Here is a 20,810-nt window from a genome sequence, read left to right on the forward strand (position 1 = left end):
ATAACGGCCTCCTTTAAGTACGATTACTTAAGATTTTTAATGGTTCATATCTAAGAATAGATATTACTGCTGTTGCACTTGATATCAAGGCAAGTAAAATACCTAGTCCTAATAGTTGGAATAAAACAACAACATCTATACTTGCTGTGATATCTTTAACATAATTAATTTTTGTTGTACTATTAGATGGCCTTGACATGCTACCTTTGCTACTGTACATTCTACCTTGAAATTCACCACCGAAGTTTTCTTTAGTTGTTTGGGTAGATGTTTCTAAAGAAGCAATTTGATTTTCTAACAACTTATCTGCGATTGGAACAGAAATAGTAGCACCAATACAAGTACTTATTACTATGGAGATAAATGTAATGATAAATGCTTCAGATATAAATTGAGTTGCAATTTTTACTTTATTCATGCCGATAGCAGCTAATACCCCAATTTCATATTTTCTTTCTCTTGCAGCAAATACGTTGAAAACAATTAATATAGCTGCACCTATTATTAAAACAACTAAAAGAAAATACATTGAATAATTGCTTAAGTTATTTAGTGGTATTAGGCTTTGTTCGTATGAATTGACATCTTGTGATGAAATTGTATAGATTGTATCGTCTAAACCAAGAGCAACAACGTCTGTTTCAAAAGCCTTATAGTTTTCAATATTAGAGAACACGTATGTACCACTTTCCTGACCACGTAAAGCTGTAGAGATTTCTATTCCTGATGTTTCATCAGTCTCAACTGTTGCATTTGATTTAGATTTATCAACAATTGAGTTTAAGGCATTGAAACTTATATAAATTTGATTTGCAGGATCAGATGAAGCATTAAAACCCATCATGTTTCCTTGTTGAGAGGTAGAAGATTCACTATTGTTATATATACCGCAGACTGTCATTGATACAATTTCTTCCTCATTATTTGGATTTACTAATGTGATACTATCTCCAACCTTCAATTCATTAAGAATGGCTAATTCATCACTAACAATGCATTGTGGTTCTGTTGTCTCTGAATCAAACACAGTTCCATCTGTAATTTTTTTTGTACCATTCTTAAATGATGTCATTGCATCGTGGGAACTGTATCCAACAACAGTAAAATCTCCCTGACTCCCCATTTTACCAAATACTTTATTACCATTTGGTTTATTTACTGGCATTTCATTTGGATTAATAGAATCTTCTTCATTTGTAGTAGAGGTATCTACGGGTGATAGAGTGGCATCACCGTTAAGAGAAGATGTAATAGTATAGTGGAAATCATTTACAAATTTAGATTGTGCATAAATTTGCATTTCCTCTAATGATAAATTTTGTGAACCTTGTAATGTTTTTAATTTATCATTAGAGGATTCAGCATTCTTCATCAGTGATTGTCGGTCTACGGATATTTGTGCAGTAATTTCCAATGAATCAAGAGAGGCCTCCCTTGCAGTTTCTGAACTTTGTCTAATACTAAGGGCAATACAAGCGGAAACAGAAATAATTATTGTTATAATTGTAATTAAAATATTTCTAACTTTTGCTCTTGTAATACTTTTTAAGGCATTTTTAAAGATGTACATAATAATCTTCCTTTCTAACAGAGATTAAATTTTCTAAGTGGTTACCTGTGAGATTAATTATGGAATACTTACCTTAAAATAATCTTAAAAATGTAATATATAAATAAAGTTTCTACACTCTAATAGTTTGATTATATATTAGAATGTAGAAACCTTATTATAACGAAAATGTTAAAAAATTTATTTTACAAGTCCTTGAAAATCTTCAACATAAAATATAACAGTGCCACAATTAGGGCATACAGCAGCTTTAGGAACAGCAGAAACGCTATTAAAAAGACCCTTTCCTTTTCTTTTAATTCTAATTCCATAGAGAGCACCCTCTACACTAATGCTACAATTATCTACCATTTCGCAGTTACATTGATTACATATTCTCTTCAATTTTAGCTTCACTCCATTCTTGAAAAATTATTAGCTAGTAAAGATTTTAACTAATAAAAAATTTATTTATATTTAAATGATATTACATTAATTATATACTTATACAAATTAATCCTGTAAAATAATATTATAACATATATAGTTAATAAATATGAAAATTTACATAAAGAGAAGGTTGATGAAATGAGATTATTATATGGGACATCAAATCCTGCTAAGCTAAGGCATATGAAAGAAATGTTACAAGGATTAGATGTAGAGATAGTTGGATTAAGTGAAATTAAGATGGAAGTAGGAGAAATAGATGAGAGTGGTAATGATCCTTTAGAAAATGCAAGGATTAAAGCCTTAGCTTATTATAAGTTAGTAAATATGCCTGTTTTCTCTTGTGATTCAGGTTTGTACATAGAGGAAATAGATGTCAAAAGACAACCAGGGGTGCATGTAAGAAGAGTTAATGGAAAGCAGCGTAAGGATGAAGAGATGATAGAGTACTACGGAAATATTGCCAAGGAATTAGGCGGAAAAACTAAAGCAATGTATAAAAATGCCATATGTTTTATTCAAGATGAAGAAAGAATTTTTGAGTCTATGGGAGATGAATTAGGCTCAGAGGAATTTATTCTAACATCTATTCCTCATAAAAATAGAATTAAGGGTTTTCCTTTAGATTCTATATCTATTGATGAGAAATCAGGAAAATATTATATGGATATTGGAGATGAAGAAAGTTATGAAGGAAAGGTTGGAGACGGCTTTAGAAGTTTTTTTATAAAAGCTTTAGATTTATAGATATAGGGGTGAATAAAATGAAAAAGATCTTAGTTCTTGGCGGAACCTATTTTATAGGAAAAGCCATTGTGGAAGCCTTATTAGATTCTCAAAAAGATTATGAAATTTACACCTTAAATAGAGGAAGCAGAAAAACCGAAGATAGTAGAATTACTAATATACTTTGTGACAGAGAAAACTTAAGTGAAATGAAAAAATGCCTTAGCGAGTATGAATTTAATTATATAATTGATGTATCTGGTCTTAATGTAAAACAGTTAGAAGTTCTTCATGAAGCTTTAAATTATGAACAGCTAGAGAAATTTGTTTTTATTAGTTCTAGTGCTGTGTATGATGTAGAAAATTACAAAATACCCTTCAAAGAATCAGCTATGCTAGGAGAAAATAAATATTGGAGTGATTATGGAACAAATAAAATAGAGTGTGAAGAGTTTCTAGAGGATAAGTATAACTATAGTAATGTTCAGCTTATACTATTACGCCCTCCTTATGTATATGGAGAAAATAATTATGCAGCTAGAGAGGGATTCATATTTCATCATATTATTAATGATAGGCCTATCCTAATTCCTAATGATGGAGAAACTAAGATACAATTTATCTATGCTAAAGACTTAGGCAATATAGTAGCAGGAATTTTAGAGACAAAGCAGGATAATCTATCTATTTATAACGTTGGAAATAGTGAGGCTGTAACTTTTAATAGATGGATAGAACTATGTGAGAAGGCTGCTGGCCAAAAGTCAATAAAACATCATTTTTATTATGAAAAGAATGGATATAAGGAGAGAGACTTTTTCCCATTCTTTGATTATGATAATGTGTTAGATGTAAAAAAAATCCATAGGATATTTAAAGAAGAAACTTCTATGGAGGAAGGCTTAAAGAATTCTTATCAATGGTATCTTCACAATGAATCGGTGGTTATGATGAAAAAACATTTAGCAGAAAAGGAAGAAGAAATTTATAAATTACTAGAGAAATAATTAGTAATTAATTTTGAATGAACTATATGATAAAATTAATTACTTTAGAACAATTTAAATAAATGGTATAAGAGAACAATTATTTAAATTAAGAAGTATGAAGTAAGTCGCAATCGTAAGATATTGCGAAGAATTAATTATTTAAATTACTTGAAGAGGTGAGCTTATATGAAGTTGTTTTTATCATCAAAAGCATTTGGAAATTCCGTTGTAACAAAGAAAATATTAAGCCGATTAAAGAAGGATGTAGGAATAATAAGACTGCTTCTCATACCAACAGCTTTGAGTGGAATGCACCAGCCTGATAAATATATAAATGAATTGCTTGTTGCTGGCTTCAGTAAAGACAATATCATTGTTTTTGATGAAGACAACTGTAAAGAATATTACAATTTAAATATTGATATTATTTACGTATGTGGCGGTAACACTTTTACATTAGTAAAATTGATAAATGAATGTGGATTTGGTTCAGAAATAGCAAAATATTTAAGTAGAGATGTTATATACATTGGAAGAAGCGCTGGCACTCATCTTGCGACAAAAAATATAGAACATGTCTTATCTTTTGATGAGAATCAAATTGGGTTAGAAAACTTTGATGCAATGGGGATATTTGATGGCATAATATTCTGTCATTATAATGAAAGCAGAGAGAAGTATTATTTCGAAGCAATAAAAAAAGAAAAATATAATGTTTATAAAATTACTGATGAAGAAATGATTATTTGTGACAATGGACAACTCTCTATTTTGTAAAGTTTAATAGAGATTGAAGATGGAGATTAAAATGAGTAAGTTAATATTTTGGGATTTTCAAGGCACATTAGCTCATAATGAGTGGATGATTAGTAAAGCCTTATATAAAGTTTTATGCAAGTATGAGCCGTATACAGAAGTAAGTATTGAAGACTTAAAAAAAATATCATTATTAGGATTTCCCTGGCAACAACATGAAAAAGAGTATATGCATCTTACTTCTAGTGATGCTTGGTGGAAACATGCTGAGGATATATTAATAAGAGGATATAAGCAGCTAAATGTATCAGAAGAAAAAGCAATAATCTATTCAAAAGAGATAAGATCAGTAATTTCTAGAGGAGAAAGTTTTCAACTATATGGAGATACAATTGAAGTATTACAATATTTCATGGAAAAAGATTATTCTAACGTCATACTCTCAAATCATATTCCAGAACTACCCAAGATAGTAGATGAGTTAGGATTATCTCCATATATAATAGATTGTATCTCATCCGCTAATGTTGGCTATGAAAAGCCTAATCCTAAAATATATTATTATGCCTTAGAAAAATATTGTGGTTATAAGGATATATGGATGGTAGGAGATAGCATTTTAGCAGATGTAAGAGGTCCAGAATATGTTGGAATTAAAGCAGTGTTAGTAAGAAATAAAATAGAAGAAAATATTAGATACTACTCAAAGGATTTATTAGGAGTGAAAAAAATAATAGTATAGAAAATGAACATTGAAAATTGTTAGCAATAAGCTATTGAGTTCATAGAAGATAAGATAATCATTAGATCTAGGCATCTTCAAAAAATAAATAAGTCAGAATGCTCGTCTATTTTGTTTTATACTGCGTCAACAGAACCCTTAGATAGTGCTACTATCTGCGGAACCTGTTTCCTTGTCTAACTCAAAATATACTTCACATCTTTGACTTATTATTTATTTTCAGATGCCTTAGAAAAACTATTTATTATACTGTGATAATTAAAAATACATTGGAGGATAGCTATGATAAAACAGTACACAAATTTAAATAATTTAGATAGGTCTAGAGAAATAAAAGAAAATATTGAAAGAATATTCATGAAAAATAATGGAGAAGAGACCTTGGAGCATAGTATTAATGTGGCTAAAACTAGTGTTATAATTGCAGGAAAATATAATTTAGATAGAAGAATTTGTGAAATTGCTGGATACCTTCATGACATTAGTACAATTATTAGCCCTGAAGACATGCTACAATATGCGAGGAGTAATCATTGGTATATAGATGAGGCTGAAGAAAAGTATCCATTTTTATTGCATCAACGCTGTTCAGTTGAATTAGCAAAGGAAGTATTTAATATTAAAGATAATAATATACTAGAGGCAATAGGTTGTCATACTACCTTAAAACTAAATCCTACACCATATGAGATGACTTTATTTATAGCTGATAAACTTTCATGGGATCAAGATGGAAGGCCTCCCTTTTATGATTTGGTAAAAGAAGAATTGGATAAATCATTATATCATGCATCTTTAACATATATGAATTATATTGTAGATAATAAGTTAATATTATATCCACATAAATGGTTTATAGAAGGAAAACAATGGCTAGAAGAGTATTGTAATAGAAGAGGTAAGTAATTATGAATAAAGAAGAAGAGAATCAGTTTATAGTAGATACCATAGATAAGGTAAATAAGATATTTTCTATTCATGAAAAAATAAAGAATATAGATTTATCTTTATTAAAACTCTACACGGTGGCGGTAGTAGAAGAAGGGTACTTCTTTATATTTGATTTAAGTGAAGATGGCAAGAGCTATGAATTTAAAGGTGAATATAAAGCACCTATGATTGTACCAGAAAAAGTATTGGCATCCTTTCCACTAGATTTTTATGGTATGAAGCCTGCTGCAGTAGTATCTAAAGATGCCTTTAATACCTTGGAGGGATATATATTTATATTTCACGAATTTGTTCATTGCTATCAATGGGAGCAAGGAGATAATGAAATTAAGGAAACATTAGAAATTGCTAAAATAGCCAGAGAGAAAAATGATTTCATGTGGGAGCTAAATCATCCATTTCCTTATAAGGATAAGGTATTTATAGACGAAACTTTACGATTAGAGGCTGTGAATAGTAAATTACAATATGAGGATATGATGGAATATCATAAGATCATGAAATCACATCTAGGTTATATAGATTTAGAATATATGATGTGGCAAGAATTTAAAGAAGGGCTCGCTAGATATATTGAAAATCTTATTAGAGAGAAATTAGAGGTAAATATAAATTCTAATAGATTAAAAGAGCCTTTTAGTAGAGTAAGTTTTTATGAATTAGGTAGTAGATATATTAGTGCTATATTAAGAGAAAACCTTGAGATTAAAGGAAATATTAAATGTATTTATGATAAAATTAATATAGGATAGAGGAGTTTTCGATAAAGGGGGTATGCTACATGGATTTTTTATATATAGTTATAGGAATTATAGTATCTGAGTTTATATGCTTAATATTGTTTAAAGGACTTAATGATAGTATTATTGGACTTTTTAAACCTATTCAGAAGTTTGTATCAAAATCTAAGAAGAGGAAAGTATGGAGTACTATAGGATATGGTATTGCTATTTTTATTGTATTAGTTATTAAGAATAGTTTTGAGATACATTACATTTGGTATGGTGTATTAATTGGAGTTTTATTATCTATTAATGACATAATTTTTGAGAGGGGAATATTTGAGAAGCGAGTAGACAATTTATAATGATATTATAGTAGAAAATTGTACTATAAAACTTTTATTATATTAATAAGGTATAAAGAATAAAAGGTATAAAGTCAGTCTTATGACAGCTTTATACCTTTTCATTTTAATTTATTTTAGACATAACTCTTTTAAATTCAGATATTGCACCACTAAGAGAAATTAAATCTTCATCTGGTAGCACAGATAACTTTTCTTTAAGAAAGCTTTTCATTAAATCTTTTTTGATTTCAAAGACTTCATGGGCTTTTTCTGTTATTTCAATTCTAATAACTCTTCTATCCTTTGGATCTTCATATCTATTAACATAACCACACTCGAGGAGTTTATCTATTATTGGGGTCATATTTGGTTTAGATATACAAAGGTCTCTAGCTATACTTGATACCGATGAAGGTCCATTTTGAGCAAGGTAAAAAACAACTTTTACATGAGATGGTGGCACAACTGTATTTTTCATAAAATCTTCTAATTTTATAATCTTTTTATGAAGTAGCATCATAAGAAGAAAAAAGTCCTCAGATAGTTTAGCTAAATTTTTTTCATCCATAATAATTCTCCTTTGGTTGTAGTATTGAACTTCTTTATATTAAAGTCGTTAATTAAAAATTAAAAAATCCACATCAAAATAGTTATTGACTTATAATAGTTATAAAACTATAATTAATACATGTTCATAACTATTATATACTTATAAATAATATAATATCATAATTTATATAAATTAATAAGTATTTTATAAGAATATTATAATTAATTTTTTTGGTTATTTTAAATATACTGAAAAATTGTAAATGCTATTGTTATCTATGTTCATAGATTATAGGCAATAAAGTATTTTGTTTTTAGTTTATTTTATTAGTTATTCATTATTGTAAGAGGGAGTGGAGGAACATGTTCAAGTTAATTAAATATTTAAAGAACTCAGTAGTACCAATTATCATGATAATTGGATTACTAATTGTTCAAGCAGTGTGTGACCTTTCTTTACCTGACTATACTTCTAACATAGTAAATGTTGGAATTCAGCAAGGTGGAGTAGAAAATGTTACACCAGAAGTAATTAGAAAGAGCCAATTAGAAAAGTTAGAACTATTTATTAGTGAAGAGGATAAAATAGAAATTAAGAGTAATTATACATTGTTAGATAAAGATTCTCTTAGTGATGAAGAATACAATAAATATGTGAAGAAGTATCCTGCCTTAGAAAATGAGAGTGTATATAAGCTTACAGCTAAGAAAAAGGATAAAGAAACCATTGAGAAGTTAAATGGAATATTTGCTAAGCCAATGTTAGTAGTGCAAGGCTTTGAAAGTGATAGTGAAGAAAGTAAGGCGATGAAAGCAGCAATTATAGCTCAATTTCCTCCTAATATGGGTATAGATGAAAATGCAGATATATTGGAAGTAATGTCACAGTTACCGCAGGAACAGCTAGATGCTATGATGAAAGATATAGATAAAAATTTTGAGAACTTACCTAATACTATGATAGACCAAGCAGCTATTAGTTATGTGAAAGATGAGTATAACAGTATAGGTATGAATATAGATAAAATGCAAACTAACTATCTTCTTTATACAGGAGGATTAATGGTACTTATAGCTCTTCTAAGTATGGCAGCTACAGTGGCTGTTGGTTTTATTGGAGCTAGAGTAGCAGCATCCCTTGGTAAAAACCTTAGAAGTAAGGTATTTTCTAAAGTTATAGGTTTTTCTAATGCAGAGTTAGATAAGTTTTCTACAGCTTCACTTATAACTCGAAGTACAAATGATATTCAACAAATTCAAACGCTAATGGTAATGCTTCTAAGAGTTGTATTCTATGCACCTATTTTAGGAATTGGTGGAGTTATAAAGGTATTAAATACAGAAACTTCAATGGCTTGGATTATTGTTGTTGCAGTAGTTGCTATATCAGCTGTAGTAATTGTATTATTTACAACAGTTATGCCAAGATTCAAGAGAGTTCAAAAATTAGTTGATAGAGTTAACTTAGTAACTCGTGAAATTTTAACTGGTATGATGGTAATTCGTGCCTTTAGTACAGAAAGACATGAGGAAAAAAGATTTGATAAAGCCAACGGTGATTTAACTAAGAATAATTTATTTGTAAATAGAACTATGGCTTTAATGATGCCAACAATGATGTTAATTATGAATGCAATTACTATTTTAATAGTATGGAATGGATCTCATAGTATCGATGCAGGAACTATGCAAGTTGGAGATATGATGGCATTTATTCAATATACAATGCAAATTATTATGGCCTTCTTAATGATATCTATGGTTTCAGTAATGTTACCTCGTGCTGCAGTTTCAGCTGGACGTATTGATGAAGTGTTATCTACTGAATATATAGTTAAGGATCCAGTAGAGCCAGTGAAATTTGTAGAAGCTAACAAAGGAAATCTTAAGTTTAATAATGTTTCCTTCAAGTATCCAAATGCTGAGGAAAATGTTTTAAGTAATATAACCTTTACTGCGAGGCCTGGAGAAACTACTGCATTTATTGGTAGTACGGGAAGTGGTAAGTCAACACTTATTAATCTAATACCAAGATTTTATGATGTAACTGAAGGTGAAATACTTCTAGATGGAATTGATATTAGAAAGGTAAGTCAACATAAGTTAAGAGAAAAAATTGGTTATGTACCTCAAAAGGGTGTATTATTCTCTGGTACTATTGAAAGTAACTTAAAATATGCAGGTGATAATATAACTGATGAGAATATGATTAAGGCAGCAGAAATTTCACAAGCTACTGATTTTATTACAGGTACTAAGGATAGCTATAATACTGAGATATCACAAGGTGGTACTAATGTTTCTGGGGGTCAAAAGCAAAGACTTTCCATTGCAAGGGCTATTGCTAAAAATCCAGATGTATATATATTCGATGATAGTTTCTCAGCTTTAGACTTTAAGACTGATGCTGCATTACGTAAAGCACTTAATAAAGAAACGATGGAGAGTACAGTTTTAATTGTAGCTCAAAGGATTAGTACAATTCTACATGCAGAACAGATAATAGTTCTAGATGAAGGTAGGATTGCAGGTATTGGAACTCACAAAGAGCTAATGAAAACTTGTGATGTATATAAGGAAATAGCACTGTCTCAACTTTCAAAGGAGGAGTTAGCTAATGAGTAAGAATGAAACTATGAAAAAAGGTTCTGTTAGTGGTAGAGGATCTATGGGACATGGACCAATGGCTGGTGCCGGAGAAAAGGCTAAAAACTTTAAGGGAACCATGAAAAAGCTTATTAGTTATCTTAAACCTTTCACTGCATCCATAATAGTTGTTATAATATTTGCTATTGGAAGTGCTGCCTTTTCTATTATTGGACCTAAGATTTTAGGTAAAGTTACTACTAATATCTTTGAAGGCCTTATAGGAAAGATAACAGGATCAGGAGTAGGTATAGATTTTGAATATATAGGAAGAATTTTATTAATACTATTAGGTTTATATGTAATCAGTACATTATTCTCTTTTGTGCAAGGATTTATAATGTCAGGTGTAACTCAAAAGGTTTCATATAACCTTAGAAAAGAAATTTCTGAAAAAATTAATAGAATGCCACTTAAATACTTTGATAATAAGACTCATGGTGAAGTTCTATCAAGAGTAACTAATGACGTAGATACTGTAAGCCAAAACTTAAACCAAAGTATGACTCAAGTTATAACTTCGATTACCACATTAATTGGAGTACTAATAATGATGATTTCAATAAGTGGGATTATGACAGGAGCAACTCTACTTATATTACCGATATCTATGCTCTTGATATCTATAGTAGTTAAGAAATCTCAAAAACACTTTAGAAATCAACAGAGATATTTAGGTAATGTAAATGGTCAAGTAGAAGAGATTTACGGAGGCCATAATATAGTAAAAGCCTTCAATGGAGAAGAAGAAGCAATTAGAGAATTTAATAAATTAAATGATAAGTTGTATGATTCAGCATGGAAATCTCAATTCCTATCTGGAATGATGATGCCGATTATGACATTTGTAGGAAACTTAGGTTATGTGGTAGTATCTATTCTAGGTGGATGGCTTGCTATTAAGAAAACTATTGAAGTTGGAGATATTCAATCCTTCATTCAATATGTAAGATCTTTTAATCAACCTATTGCTCAGTCAGCTCAGATAGCAAACCTAATGCAATCTACAGCGGCTGCTGCAGAAAGAGTTTTTGAATTTTTAGATGAAGAGGAAGAAGTACAATTTGCAGAAAATCCTGTTAAAATAAAAAATCTGTTATTGGCAAAAGATGAGGGAGAAGATATTAAAGGTGAAGTAAACTTTGAAAATGTTCACTTTGGATATAAAGAAGATAAAATTATTATCAATAATTTCTCAGCTCATGTAAAACCAGGACAAAAGGTTGCTATAGTTGGACCTACTGGGGCAGGAAAAACTACTATGATTAAATTGCTTATGAGATTTTACGATGTAAATAGTGGAGCTATCTTAATAGATAGTCATAATATTCAAGATTTCAATCGTCAAGATTTACGTAGCATTTTTGGTATGGTGCTTCAAGATACCTGGTTATTTAATGGCTCTATTAAGGAAAATATAAGATATGGTAGATTAAATGCCAATGATGAAGAAGTTATTGCTGCGGCAAAGGCTGCCAATGTAGATCACTTTGTAAAAACTTTGCCTGATGGATATGATATGATTTTAAACGAAGAAGCTAATAACGTGTCTGCGGGTCAAAAGCAATTACTTACTATAGCTCGTGCAATTCTTGCAGATCCTAAGATTCTAATTTTAGACGAAGCCACTAGTTCTGTAGATACTCGTACAGAAGTTTTAATACAAAAGGCTATGGATAATTTGATGAAGGGTAGAACTAGTTTTGTAATTGCTCATAGATTATCTACCATAAGAGATGCAGATTTAATTCTTGTAATGAAGGATGGAGATATAGTAGAACAAGGAAATCATAATGAGTTACTTGCGGCTAAAGGCTTCTATGCAAACTTATATAACAGCCAATTCGAAGATATTAAAGAAGATGTAGTTTAGTATCTAAATAAAAAATAAATAGAGTTTTTAGACTAGGATAGAGTTTGCTCCATATGAAGTTTATTAACATGGTTTTTAGGAACTAGCTTAAATTAAGTAAATTAATTTGAGTTAGTTCTTTTTATTTTTAGAGATAAGTATAACTTAATATTTAGAAGATAATAATGAAGTAATAAATTTAATATATAATAAATATAAATTCATTTAATATACAAATAATGAATAGACAAATATAAAAAAGATGATATAATTACCATTGATAAATGTGCAATATTAAATATACTATTAAATAATTATAGTTAACTGAATAAAATTCATATTTATTAAATATATGGAAGATTAGAAGGAGATTTATCATGAAAGCAAAACAGGTTTTAGATATAGCTCTTTCAGCAGGAGAACTACTTATTAGTAATGGATCAGAATCCTATAGAGTAGAGGAAACTATTGAAAGGATATGTAAAGCATATAATTATAAAAGTGAATGTATAACTACAGGAAAGGGAATTTTTATATCTATTTTAGATGAAGATCAAGAGAAAGTTACATCTCTAAAAAAAGTTAGAAGTAAGAGTGTTGATTTATACAGTATAGAGTTAGTTAATAGTTTTTCTAGAAGTATTGAGGAAGATAAGATCTCCTATGACGAAGCAATGAGTAGACTAAATGATATAAGAAAAACTCCTACTTTTAAATTGCCAATTAGAGTATTAGCTGGTGGAATGACTTGTTTTATTTATTCCTTATTTTTCAATGGAACAATTTTTGCTGCCTTTATTTCTGCTATTATAGGTATGATAATTTACTATATGGTAGATAAGGTATCCAACGTAGGTTTTTTTCAGTTTTTCATTTTCTTTTTTTCGGGATTCCTTATAGCAAGTATAAGTATTTTCTTCGAAAATATTATTACTATAGTGGATAAGGATAAGATTATATTAGGGTCTATAATGGTGCTATTGCCTGGAGTAGCCCTTACTAATGGAATAAAGGATATAATCTATGGTGATTTTACAGCTGGGATTTCAAAGGTGGGAGAGGCAGTTTTAATTATAACAGCAATTGGTTCAGGAATTGGTACTGTATTATCCTTTAGAAATTTTCTAGGAATTTTTTAGAGAAAATATATTTAAGTGAAAGTAGAGGCTGCGTAATGATTAAACAAATTGTTTTGGCGTTTCTTGGGAGTGTGTTTCCGGCAATATTATTTAATATAGATAGAAAAAAATTAGTTTGGGCAGGAGTTTCAGGAACTTTTGCATGGATAACATATTTAATAATATTTAATTATGGAGGTAGTGTAACCATAGCTACTTTCATGGGAGCATTTGTAGTAGGGGTTTATAGTGAAGTAATGGCAAGAAAGTTAAAAGCTCCAAGTATGCAGTTTTCTATACCAGGAATATTTCCGTTAGTACCAGGAGTTATGGCTTATAATACAGTATTATATATAGTAGATCAAAATTATGACCTTGCTTATAGCAGTGCAATGAAAACTATTATAGTAGGTGGAGCTATTGCCTTTGGAATGATGCTATCTTCAACTACCTACAAATTCTTTATTAAAATTCAAAGAGATATACAAGGAAAAAGAATATCTTAAAATTAAAATAAATATTTAGGCTATGTTTTAAACTTGTTTTAAAACATAGCCTATATTAAAATCAAGTTCAAATTAAATTTATACTTGATTATTGAGCTTTCTTTTCGCTGGACTTATTGTCTTCAGGGCTACACTTATTTTCACACTCTGGTTTTTTCATATGTTTACCAGAAGTCTTTTCATCCTTAGCTTCAGGAGTTTTTGTATCTCGTTGTTTTTTCTCATCAGTTTCATTTAAAGTTGGTTTCTTTTCTTCTTGTTTAGGAGCTTTTTCCTCTTCAGGCATAGACTCACTTATAGTTTGTTTCTTTTCATCTGATTTTTTTATATTATCTTCTTCCTCAGTCATAGTTGCTTTCTTGTCTTCAGCGGGTTTTGCATCCTTAGATTTTTCTGCTGGAGTCTCGATAGTAGTCATTTTTTCACTATTAGAATTCATTGCTATATTATCATATCCAAAGACTGCAGTAGAAGAAGCCATGATGGTACCAGCTAATGTTAGCATAATTAAAGATTTTTTCATTGCAATACACCGTCCTTTTAAAGTATTTACTTAAATTTTTAAGTATGAGTAAATTTGATAAGAACAACAAGAATAAGGATAACCTATTGAAAAATAAAGGGTTTAAGAAAACTCTACCTTAGTTTATCCCTAGAAAGAAAAAAATATGTTATTAAAAATTTTCCATTTCAAATGTGGATAATTATAGATAAACACAGTTCTTAGCTTCTTTGAAGCTTACTAACAGAATTCTAAGTATCAATTTATTCGATACTTAGAAGTCGTTGTCCTTTAGGGAAAATCGTTATCCAGGGACGTAGCCGCTCTTTACTCCCACTTTGAAGAAGATGAGAGTATTAGAGCGGGTAGTCATCGGATAAAAAGTAAATTTGAAAATTATTGTTTTTATGTTATAATGAAGTTAATTTAATAATTATTTAGCTAGGGGTGCCTAATGCTGAGAGAAGCAATAATTGCTTTAACCCTTGAACCTGATGTGGATAATGCCATCGAAGGAAAGCTTTAAAAGATTTCAATAATAGCTTATTTATAAAGATATTTATAAATATTTATTTTATGAATTCAACCAAAGGCTTACCTTATGTAAGTCTTTATTTTTTGCATAAAATCAAATAAAAATTTTTATAAATAATATATAAGCAATTATTTTCTCCTAAATAAAGGCGCTATATTATTAAATTAAATAATTATTGTACTTAAGGAGGAAAAAGTATGAATTTTACAACACAAATGGATGCTGCTAAAAAAGGCATTGTAACAAGAGAGATGGATATTGTTGCTAAGTCAGAGAATATGGATGTTCAAGAGTTAAGAGCTTTAGTAGCGAAAGGAAAGATAGCTATACCTGCTAATAAAAATCATAAATCTCTTGTACCACAGGGAGTAGGACAAGGACTTAAAACTAAAATAAATGTAAATTTAGGTATATCTAAGGACTGTGACGACATAGATAAAGAAATGGAAAAGGTAAAGGTTGCCTTAGATATGAAAGCAGAAGCTATTATGGATCTTTCTAACTATGGAAAGACTGCAAAGTTTAGAGAAAAATTAGTAGAGATGTCAACAGCCATGATTGGAACAGTACCAATGTATGATGTAGTTGGTTTTTATGATAAGGAACTTAAGGACATATCTGTAGACGAATTCTTTACAGTGGTAGAAAAGCATGCACAAGATGGAGTAGACTTTGTAACTATCCATGCTGGATTAAATAGGGAAACTATAAATACTTTTAAAAGAAATAAGAGGCTTACTAATATAGTTTCAAGGGGAGGATCTCTTTTATTTGCTTGGATGGAATTAAATCAAAGAGAAAACCCATTCTATGAGTATTTTGATAGACTTTTAGATATATGTGAAAAATATGATTTAACTTTAAGCTTAGGAGATGCATGTAGACCAGGCTCAATAGCTGATGCCACAGATGCTTCACAAATTAAGGAACTTATGGTACTGGGGGAGCTTACTAAAAGGGCGTGGAAGAGAAATGTACAAGTTATAATTGAAGGTCCAGGACATATGGCAATAAATGAAATTGAAGCTAATATGTTACTTCAAAAGAGACTTTGCCATGGAGCACCATTCTATGTTTTAGGACCTTTGGTTACAGATGTAGCTCCGGGCTATGATCATATAACTTCTGCCATTGGTGGAGCTATTGCAGCAAGCTATGGAGCAGACTTTTTATGCTATGTAACTCCAGCAGAGCATTTAAGACTTCCAAATTTAGACGATATGAAGGAAGGTATAGTGGCAGCTAAGATAGCAGCGCATGCAGCAGATATTGCCAAAGGAATTAAAGGATCAAGACAGTGGGATAACGAAATGAGTAAGGCAAGACAAGAACTTAATTGGGAAAAGATGTTTACTTTAGCTATAGATGAGGAAAAACCAAGGAGATATAGGAAAGAGTCTACACCACATCATGAAGATAGTTGCACTATGTGTGGTAAAATGTGCTCAATGAGAAATATGAATAAGATTCTAAGTGGAAAAGATATTAATCTTTTAAGAGAAGACGATTAATAATTAATAAAAGGACAGTCTTAAAAATTAAGCTTTCATTAGTATTTGAAAGCTAGTGATTTTAAGGTTGTCCTTTTTTATATATATCTTTATGTTAGATAGATTTAATACTATAAAGAATAATTACTTTAAAGTTTATACTATTAATATATATTTGAAGCTATTAAGTTAATTGAATCTATTGAACATTTAGTGAATTTATCACCTAAGGTGTCTATTAATGTAACTTTATCTCTTCCAGATTCTTTAGAGATGTATAATTGTTTATCTGCAATTTCAATCATATAGTCTGTTGATTTAAGAGAAGATAGGCTTCCATAGACACCACCTATACTAACAGTAATTACAGAATTATCATTAGTAGATTTTATGTTTAAATCTTTAACTTTACAACTAATTAGATTACCTAGTTCAATAGCTTCTTCATAGGTCAGATCTTCAGCAAAGTATATGAATTCTTCTCCACCGTATCTACCACAAAAATCGTGACGGGATGTAGAGATCTCTTTTAAACACTGAGCAATACTAGTAAGGCACTTATCACCTTGCATATGGCCCCAGTGATCATTATATAATTTAAAGTTATCTACATCTATCATGAATAAAACCATATTATTTTTATTTAGTTTAGAGTATTTCCATAGTCTACTAAACATTTGGTCAATAGCATGTCTATTTGAAATTTTAGTAAGAGAATCTTTTAATGCCTTAAATCTTAAGTTCTTATTTTCATTTTTCATATGCTGCAATCTTTTATTTTGAGATTCTATTTCCATTTCTAGTTTTTGATTTATTATTTTAATTTGTTCTAATTCTTCGGCTTCTATAGCATGATTACATTGAATTCTTATAATTCCTAGTTTTGATGCTATGGTAGATGAAGAGACTTCATCCTCTATAAAATGATATTGCTTATAATATTCTAAGGCTGTTTTAAAATCTCCTAAGGATTCATAATACTTGGAAAGTCTTAAATGAATTTTACTAAGCTTAGCTTTGCAATTAAGCTTTTCAGCAAGTTCTATAGCTTTATCTAAATAATCACTAGCATTACTAGAGGAAGTAGAAAGTTTCAAAAACCCTATGTTAAAGTATAAATCTATGCTGTAGAATTTATTACTAACTTTTTCTAAGTGTTCTAAAGACTTACTATAATATTCCATAGCTTTATCAAACTGTTTATTTTGAAAGTAAATTAAACCAATATGATTTTCTATTTCACCAAGAATTATAAAATTATTAAAATTAAGAGCCATATCATAGCTTTCTAAAAAAGTATTTAAAGCTTTATCATAATTACTCTGCTCAAGGAGAACTTGTCCTATATTAAACAAAATAGAGGCAGAGAGTGAAGGATAATTAAATTTTCTAGATTTAGCTAAAGCTTTATCATAATATTTTAGAGCTTTATTATATTGGGTAGTTATCCTATGAATCTCTGCCATATTATTAAGAGAGCAGATGTGAATAAAGCTATGTTTGTCATCAACACACAAATCTAAAACTCTAAGACAATTTATTAAAGAATCCTCATAAAGCCCAGCATGAAAATAGGCACAACTTAAAAGGTTTAAAGCTAAAACAATGCCTTGTTCTTCATTTAATTCCATAAATATATTGAGAGCTCGATGACCCCAATTTACCCAGTTGGGAAAATCAGATAATGCTCTGTAGGTTAAGGCAAAGTTGATAAAGCAATAGGCTATTGCAGATTTATTATTAAGTTCTTCAGCTAACTTAAACGCTTTTGTTATTATTTCATATGCTTTTTTAGGATCGCTATGTACAATAGAGTTTCCCTCATCAATAAGTTTAAAAAGTTCTTTTGTGTTATTATTCATACTAAACAACCTACTTTTCTTAGAATAAATTTAATTATAATTTTAATTTAAACTTATAACTGTGTAACTAACAGATTTTTAATTAAATGGTTACAATAGTATGATAACATAAAATCAAATGAAAAATAATATAAATCTATGCGATATTAAAGTATTTATTGGAAAATTTAAATAAATTGAATAAAAATATAGGTTATATAAAATAGACGATTTATTCAATATTAATCACAATATTTTTTTAATCTTTCAAAGTCTAATATAATTATTTTTTTAGAGGTGCTTGCTAAGATTCCTTGAGATTTCAACTCATTAAGAACCCTAGTAACGGTGACTCTAGAACAGCCAATTAAATTTCCTAGAGCTTCATGGGTAAGAGGAAAACTTAGCTCAATTGGACTATTAGAGTCTGGATAGTTTTCTATAGTTTGAGCAACAATCCGATAAAGAGTAGAGCAAATTTGAGCTCGGGGTGATCGCTTTAAGAGATCTCCCATTTGAAACAAAGAGATTTGATATTTTCTTAATATGCTTTGAAGTAAATACTCATAATTTTTAGGGTTACTACTTAAATAATTATTTAAAGTTTCATTATCGATAAATGAGATTGAGGTATTTTCTAATGTAACTGGGGTAATTCCTATGTGAGAGTGAAATAAACTTTCTTCACCATATATTTCTCCCGGTATTAAAAAAAATAAAATTTTTTCAACACCCTTTTTAGTAAAGATACAGACTTTCACTTTTCCTTCAATAACTATTGACAGTTTAGCGCCAGGAAAGTAATCTATATGTTCATTTTTTTTATAATGTTTTATAATGCCTAGAGGAGCAAGCTCTTCTAAAAAAAAGTTTCTCATTTTTTCTTGTGGAATGTGTTTAAAGTATTCTTCATACATATATTAATTCATCCTTTTCAATGTAATAGAGTTATGGTTAATATTTTATACTAAATTTAATAAGATAAACATTTAAAGGTTAATATAACCATTCATATTATAGAAATTATTTTATAATTAAATTTTATCACTTTTATCACTGGTATTATTTTCGTTGTTATCATTAGGTTCATTTTGTGGAGTGACAGTAGCAATAACTGAGAGGTTGGTACCTATAGCTTGAAAAAGATTTCCTAAAAGGTCAATTTCATCAGAAGTTCTATTTTTAGCTATATATATAGATAGTATAGCAGCTGCTAAAACTAATTCTTCGGGACTTAGGTTACAACACATAAACTCACCTTAAAATACTTAATTACTATTTTATATATTATGGTTATTGAAGATATTATGTTAATAAAATTAAATATACCTTTAGTTTATCATAATAAAAAAATCTATCAAATACGTGATAGATTTTTTTATTTAAATTACTATAAGTTATTCATATATTTTTTCCAATCACCATGAGGAACATGAATTGCATGTTGATTAAAGTCTTTATCATTAAACTCTACATATTTGTATACATAGCAACTTTCCATAGTATTGGTATAGAGGTTTTTAACATCCATAATAATTCTTATATACTCATTATTTGATACATCTTCAAATGATAAATATCCTTCCATTTCATCTAAAGGAACTATATTTTCATAGAAATCCTTTATTTCCATAATTTCTCCAATAACAGTATCTTTTCCTTCAAGTAGAGCAGGATATCCTTTATGTGAAAGATGAAAGAGCTTTCCGTTTACTTCTCCTAGAGAAGCAGATGATACTTTATTTTTTAAGTATTTATCATAGTTAAAAAAGCCTTCTCTTAAGCTACCATATACAAATACTTTTTTCTCTTCCGTTGGGTGCATCATTAGCAGATTGTACCTCCTATAGTTTTAATATCTTCATCAGCATTATTAACTAGTGCTTCTATACAAAGTTCAAGACATTTTGAAATATCCTTAAGATTCATATAAGGTGTATTTGGTTTTGCAATCACTTGGTTTGGTATATATGGAACGTGAATAAATCCACCCTTCATATTAGAATACTTTTTATCTATAAGATAAAGTAGTCCATACATTATGTGATTACAAACAAAGGTTCCAGCAGTATTAGAAACTGCAGCTGGGAAGCCATTGTCCATCATGTTTTTAACCATAGCCTTTATAGGTAAGTTAGAGAAATAAGAATTTTTACCATCCTCTTTAATTTTTATATCTATTGGCTGATTTCCTTCGTTATCTTTAATTCTTGCATCGTCTATATTAATAGCGACCCTCTCTGGCATTACTGAAAATCTTCCACCAGCTTGGCCGATACAGATAACTGCATCTGGTTTATGCTCTTCAATAGACTTTTCAAGAGCTACTATAGATTTATTAAACACAGTAGGAATTTCTACTTTTATAACTTCTGCTCCAGCAATATTATTTGGAAGTAATTTAACTGCTTCTAACGCTGGATTTATAGGTTCTCCACCAAATGGATCAAAACCAGTTATCAAAATTTTCATATATACCTTTAATGAAGCTATAGCTCCATTAAAGTTCACCTCCTTTAATTATAACCTCGTACTAAAT

General features: G+C 29.5%; 21 protein-coding genes and 1 riboswitch. Of the genes, 12 read left to right on the forward strand and 9 right to left on the reverse strand.

Annotated elements, in window-relative coordinates:
* Positions 1 to 13: 13 nt before the first annotated feature.
* Together ABDZ93_RS11675 and ABDZ93_RS11680 are read right to left on the reverse strand one after the other, a co-directional pair.
* On the reverse strand, positions 14 to 1,570 hold the full coding sequence (locus tag ABDZ93_RS11675) for an ABC transporter permease (RefSeq protein WP_343826553.1): 1,557 nt from the start codon (positions 1,568 to 1,570) through the stop codon (positions 14 to 16).
* A gap of 180 nt (positions 1,571 to 1,750) precedes the next feature.
* Entirely contained in the window at positions 1,751 to 1,954 is a 204-nt protein-coding gene (locus tag ABDZ93_RS11680; RefSeq protein ID WP_343826554.1) for a nucleic acid-binding protein, read from the reverse strand.
* 183 nt (positions 1,955 to 2,137) lie between these two features.
* Between ABDZ93_RS11680 and ABDZ93_RS11685 the strand changes: the two genes are divergently transcribed.
* From ABDZ93_RS11685 to ABDZ93_RS11715, 7 genes are all read left to right on the forward strand, one after another.
* On the forward strand, positions 2,138 to 2,746 hold the full coding sequence (locus ABDZ93_RS11685; RefSeq protein WP_343826555.1) for a non-canonical purine NTP pyrophosphatase: 609 nt from the start codon (positions 2,138 to 2,140) through the stop codon (positions 2,744 to 2,746).
* Between the two features lie 17 nt (positions 2,747 to 2,763).
* Entirely contained in the window at positions 2,764 to 3,732 is a 969-nt protein-coding gene (locus ABDZ93_RS11690) for an NAD-dependent epimerase/dehydratase family protein (RefSeq protein ID WP_343826556.1), read from the forward strand.
* 168 nt (positions 3,733 to 3,900) lie between these two features.
* Positions 3,901 to 4,491 carry a Type 1 glutamine amidotransferase-like domain-containing protein gene (locus tag ABDZ93_RS11695; RefSeq protein ID WP_343826557.1) on the forward strand — a complete coding sequence of 197 codons (591 nt, stop codon included), beginning with the start codon at positions 3,901 to 3,903 and terminating at the stop codon, positions 4,489 to 4,491.
* A 31-nt stretch (positions 4,492 to 4,522) separates the two neighbouring features.
* Entirely contained in the window at positions 4,523 to 5,212 is a 690-nt protein-coding gene (locus ABDZ93_RS11700) for an HAD family hydrolase (RefSeq protein WP_343826558.1), read from the forward strand.
* A gap of 282 nt (positions 5,213 to 5,494) precedes the next feature.
* Entirely contained in the window at positions 5,495 to 6,118 is a 624-nt protein-coding gene (locus ABDZ93_RS11705; protein ID WP_343826559.1) for an HD domain-containing protein, read from the forward strand.
* Between the two features lie 2 nt (positions 6,119 to 6,120).
* Positions 6,121 to 6,915: a hypothetical protein gene (locus tag ABDZ93_RS11710; protein WP_343826560.1), complete on the forward strand. Its 795-nt coding sequence runs from the start codon at positions 6,121 to 6,123 to the stop codon at positions 6,913 to 6,915.
* Between the two features lie 29 nt (positions 6,916 to 6,944).
* Positions 6,945 to 7,250, forward strand: coding sequence for a hypothetical protein (locus ABDZ93_RS11715; protein ID WP_343826561.1), 306 nt, complete (start codon positions 6,945 to 6,947; stop codon positions 7,248 to 7,250).
* 106 nt (positions 7,251 to 7,356) lie between these two features.
* On the opposite strand, the gene ABDZ93_RS11720 is transcribed toward ABDZ93_RS11715, so the two are convergent.
* Positions 7,357 to 7,800 (reverse strand): MarR family winged helix-turn-helix transcriptional regulator, encoded by a 444-nt coding sequence (locus ABDZ93_RS11720; protein WP_343826562.1) that lies wholly within the window; start codon positions 7,798 to 7,800, stop codon positions 7,357 to 7,359.
* A gap of 344 nt (positions 7,801 to 8,144) precedes the next feature.
* Here ABDZ93_RS11720 and ABDZ93_RS11725 point away from each other — a divergent pair, with 344 nt between their 5' ends.
* The 4 genes from ABDZ93_RS11725 to ABDZ93_RS11740 all read left to right on the forward strand — a co-directional run bounded on the left by ABDZ93_RS11725 (position 8,145) and on the right by ABDZ93_RS11740 (position 13,903).
* Positions 8,145 to 10,406, forward strand: coding sequence for an ABC transporter ATP-binding protein (locus tag ABDZ93_RS11725; protein WP_343826563.1), 2,262 nt, complete (start codon positions 8,145 to 8,147; stop codon positions 10,404 to 10,406).
* The gene (locus tag ABDZ93_RS11730) at positions 10,399 to 12,300 is read left to right on the forward strand and encodes an ABC transporter ATP-binding protein (protein WP_343826564.1); all 1,902 of its coding nucleotides are present in this window, start codon (positions 10,399 to 10,401) and stop codon (positions 12,298 to 12,300) included. The genes ABDZ93_RS11725 and ABDZ93_RS11730 overlap by 8 nt, the downstream gene beginning before the upstream one ends.
* Before the next feature lie 356 nt (positions 12,301 to 12,656).
* Positions 12,657 to 13,418, forward strand: a complete 762-nt coding sequence (locus tag ABDZ93_RS11735) for a threonine/serine exporter family protein (RefSeq protein WP_343826565.1) — start codon at positions 12,657 to 12,659, stop codon at positions 13,416 to 13,418.
* 35 nt (positions 13,419 to 13,453) lie between these two features.
* Positions 13,454 to 13,903, forward strand: a complete 450-nt coding sequence (locus ABDZ93_RS11740) for a threonine/serine exporter family protein (RefSeq protein WP_343826566.1) — start codon at positions 13,454 to 13,456, stop codon at positions 13,901 to 13,903.
* Between the two features lie 88 nt (positions 13,904 to 13,991).
* Here the strand turns inward: ABDZ93_RS11740 and ABDZ93_RS11745 are convergent, their stop codons facing one another.
* Positions 13,992 to 14,426, reverse strand: a complete 435-nt coding sequence (locus ABDZ93_RS11745) for a hypothetical protein (protein WP_343826568.1) — start codon at positions 14,424 to 14,426, stop codon at positions 13,992 to 13,994.
* Between the two features lie 412 nt (positions 14,427 to 14,838).
* Positions 14,839 to 14,940: riboswitch (TPP riboswitch) on the forward strand.
* A 197-nt stretch (positions 14,941 to 15,137) separates the two neighbouring features.
* Between ABDZ93_RS11745 and thiC the strand changes: the two genes are divergently transcribed.
* Positions 15,138 to 16,451 (forward strand): phosphomethylpyrimidine synthase ThiC, encoded by a 1,314-nt coding sequence (gene thiC / locus ABDZ93_RS11750; RefSeq protein WP_343826570.1) that lies wholly within the window; start codon positions 15,138 to 15,140, stop codon positions 16,449 to 16,451.
* A 143-nt stretch (positions 16,452 to 16,594) separates the two neighbouring features.
* Here thiC and ABDZ93_RS11755 read toward each other — a convergent pair whose 3' ends face one another.
* The 5 genes from ABDZ93_RS11755 to pcp all read right to left on the reverse strand — a co-directional run bounded on the left by ABDZ93_RS11755 (position 16,595) and on the right by pcp (position 20,743).
* Positions 16,595 to 18,292 (reverse strand): tetratricopeptide repeat-containing diguanylate cyclase, encoded by a 1,698-nt coding sequence (locus ABDZ93_RS11755; protein ID WP_343826572.1) that lies wholly within the window; start codon positions 18,290 to 18,292, stop codon positions 16,595 to 16,597.
* Positions 18,293 to 18,513: 221 nt separating this feature from the next.
* Positions 18,514 to 19,188 carry a Crp/Fnr family transcriptional regulator gene (locus tag ABDZ93_RS11760; protein WP_343826574.1) on the reverse strand — a complete coding sequence of 225 codons (675 nt, stop codon included), beginning with the start codon at positions 19,186 to 19,188 and terminating at the stop codon, positions 18,514 to 18,516.
* A 117-nt stretch (positions 19,189 to 19,305) separates the two neighbouring features.
* Positions 19,306 to 19,521 (reverse strand): hypothetical protein, encoded by a 216-nt coding sequence (locus ABDZ93_RS11765; RefSeq protein WP_343826576.1) that lies wholly within the window; start codon positions 19,519 to 19,521, stop codon positions 19,306 to 19,308.
* Between the two features lie 140 nt (positions 19,522 to 19,661).
* Positions 19,662 to 20,099 carry a gamma-glutamylcyclotransferase family protein gene (locus tag ABDZ93_RS11770; RefSeq protein ID WP_343826578.1) on the reverse strand — a complete coding sequence of 146 codons (438 nt, stop codon included), beginning with the start codon at positions 20,097 to 20,099 and terminating at the stop codon, positions 19,662 to 19,664.
* The gene (pcp, locus tag ABDZ93_RS11775) at positions 20,099 to 20,743 is read right to left on the reverse strand and encodes a pyroglutamyl-peptidase I (RefSeq protein WP_343826580.1); all 645 of its coding nucleotides are present in this window, start codon (positions 20,741 to 20,743) and stop codon (positions 20,099 to 20,101) included. Before pcp ends, ABDZ93_RS11770 begins: the two co-directional genes overlap by 1 nt.
* Between the last annotated feature and the right edge of the window lie 67 nt (positions 20,744 to 20,810).

This window comes from Clostridium subterminale, from assembly GCF_039521425.1.
GTDB lineage: Bacteria > Bacillota > Clostridia > Clostridiales > Clostridiaceae > Clostridium_J > Clostridium_J subterminale.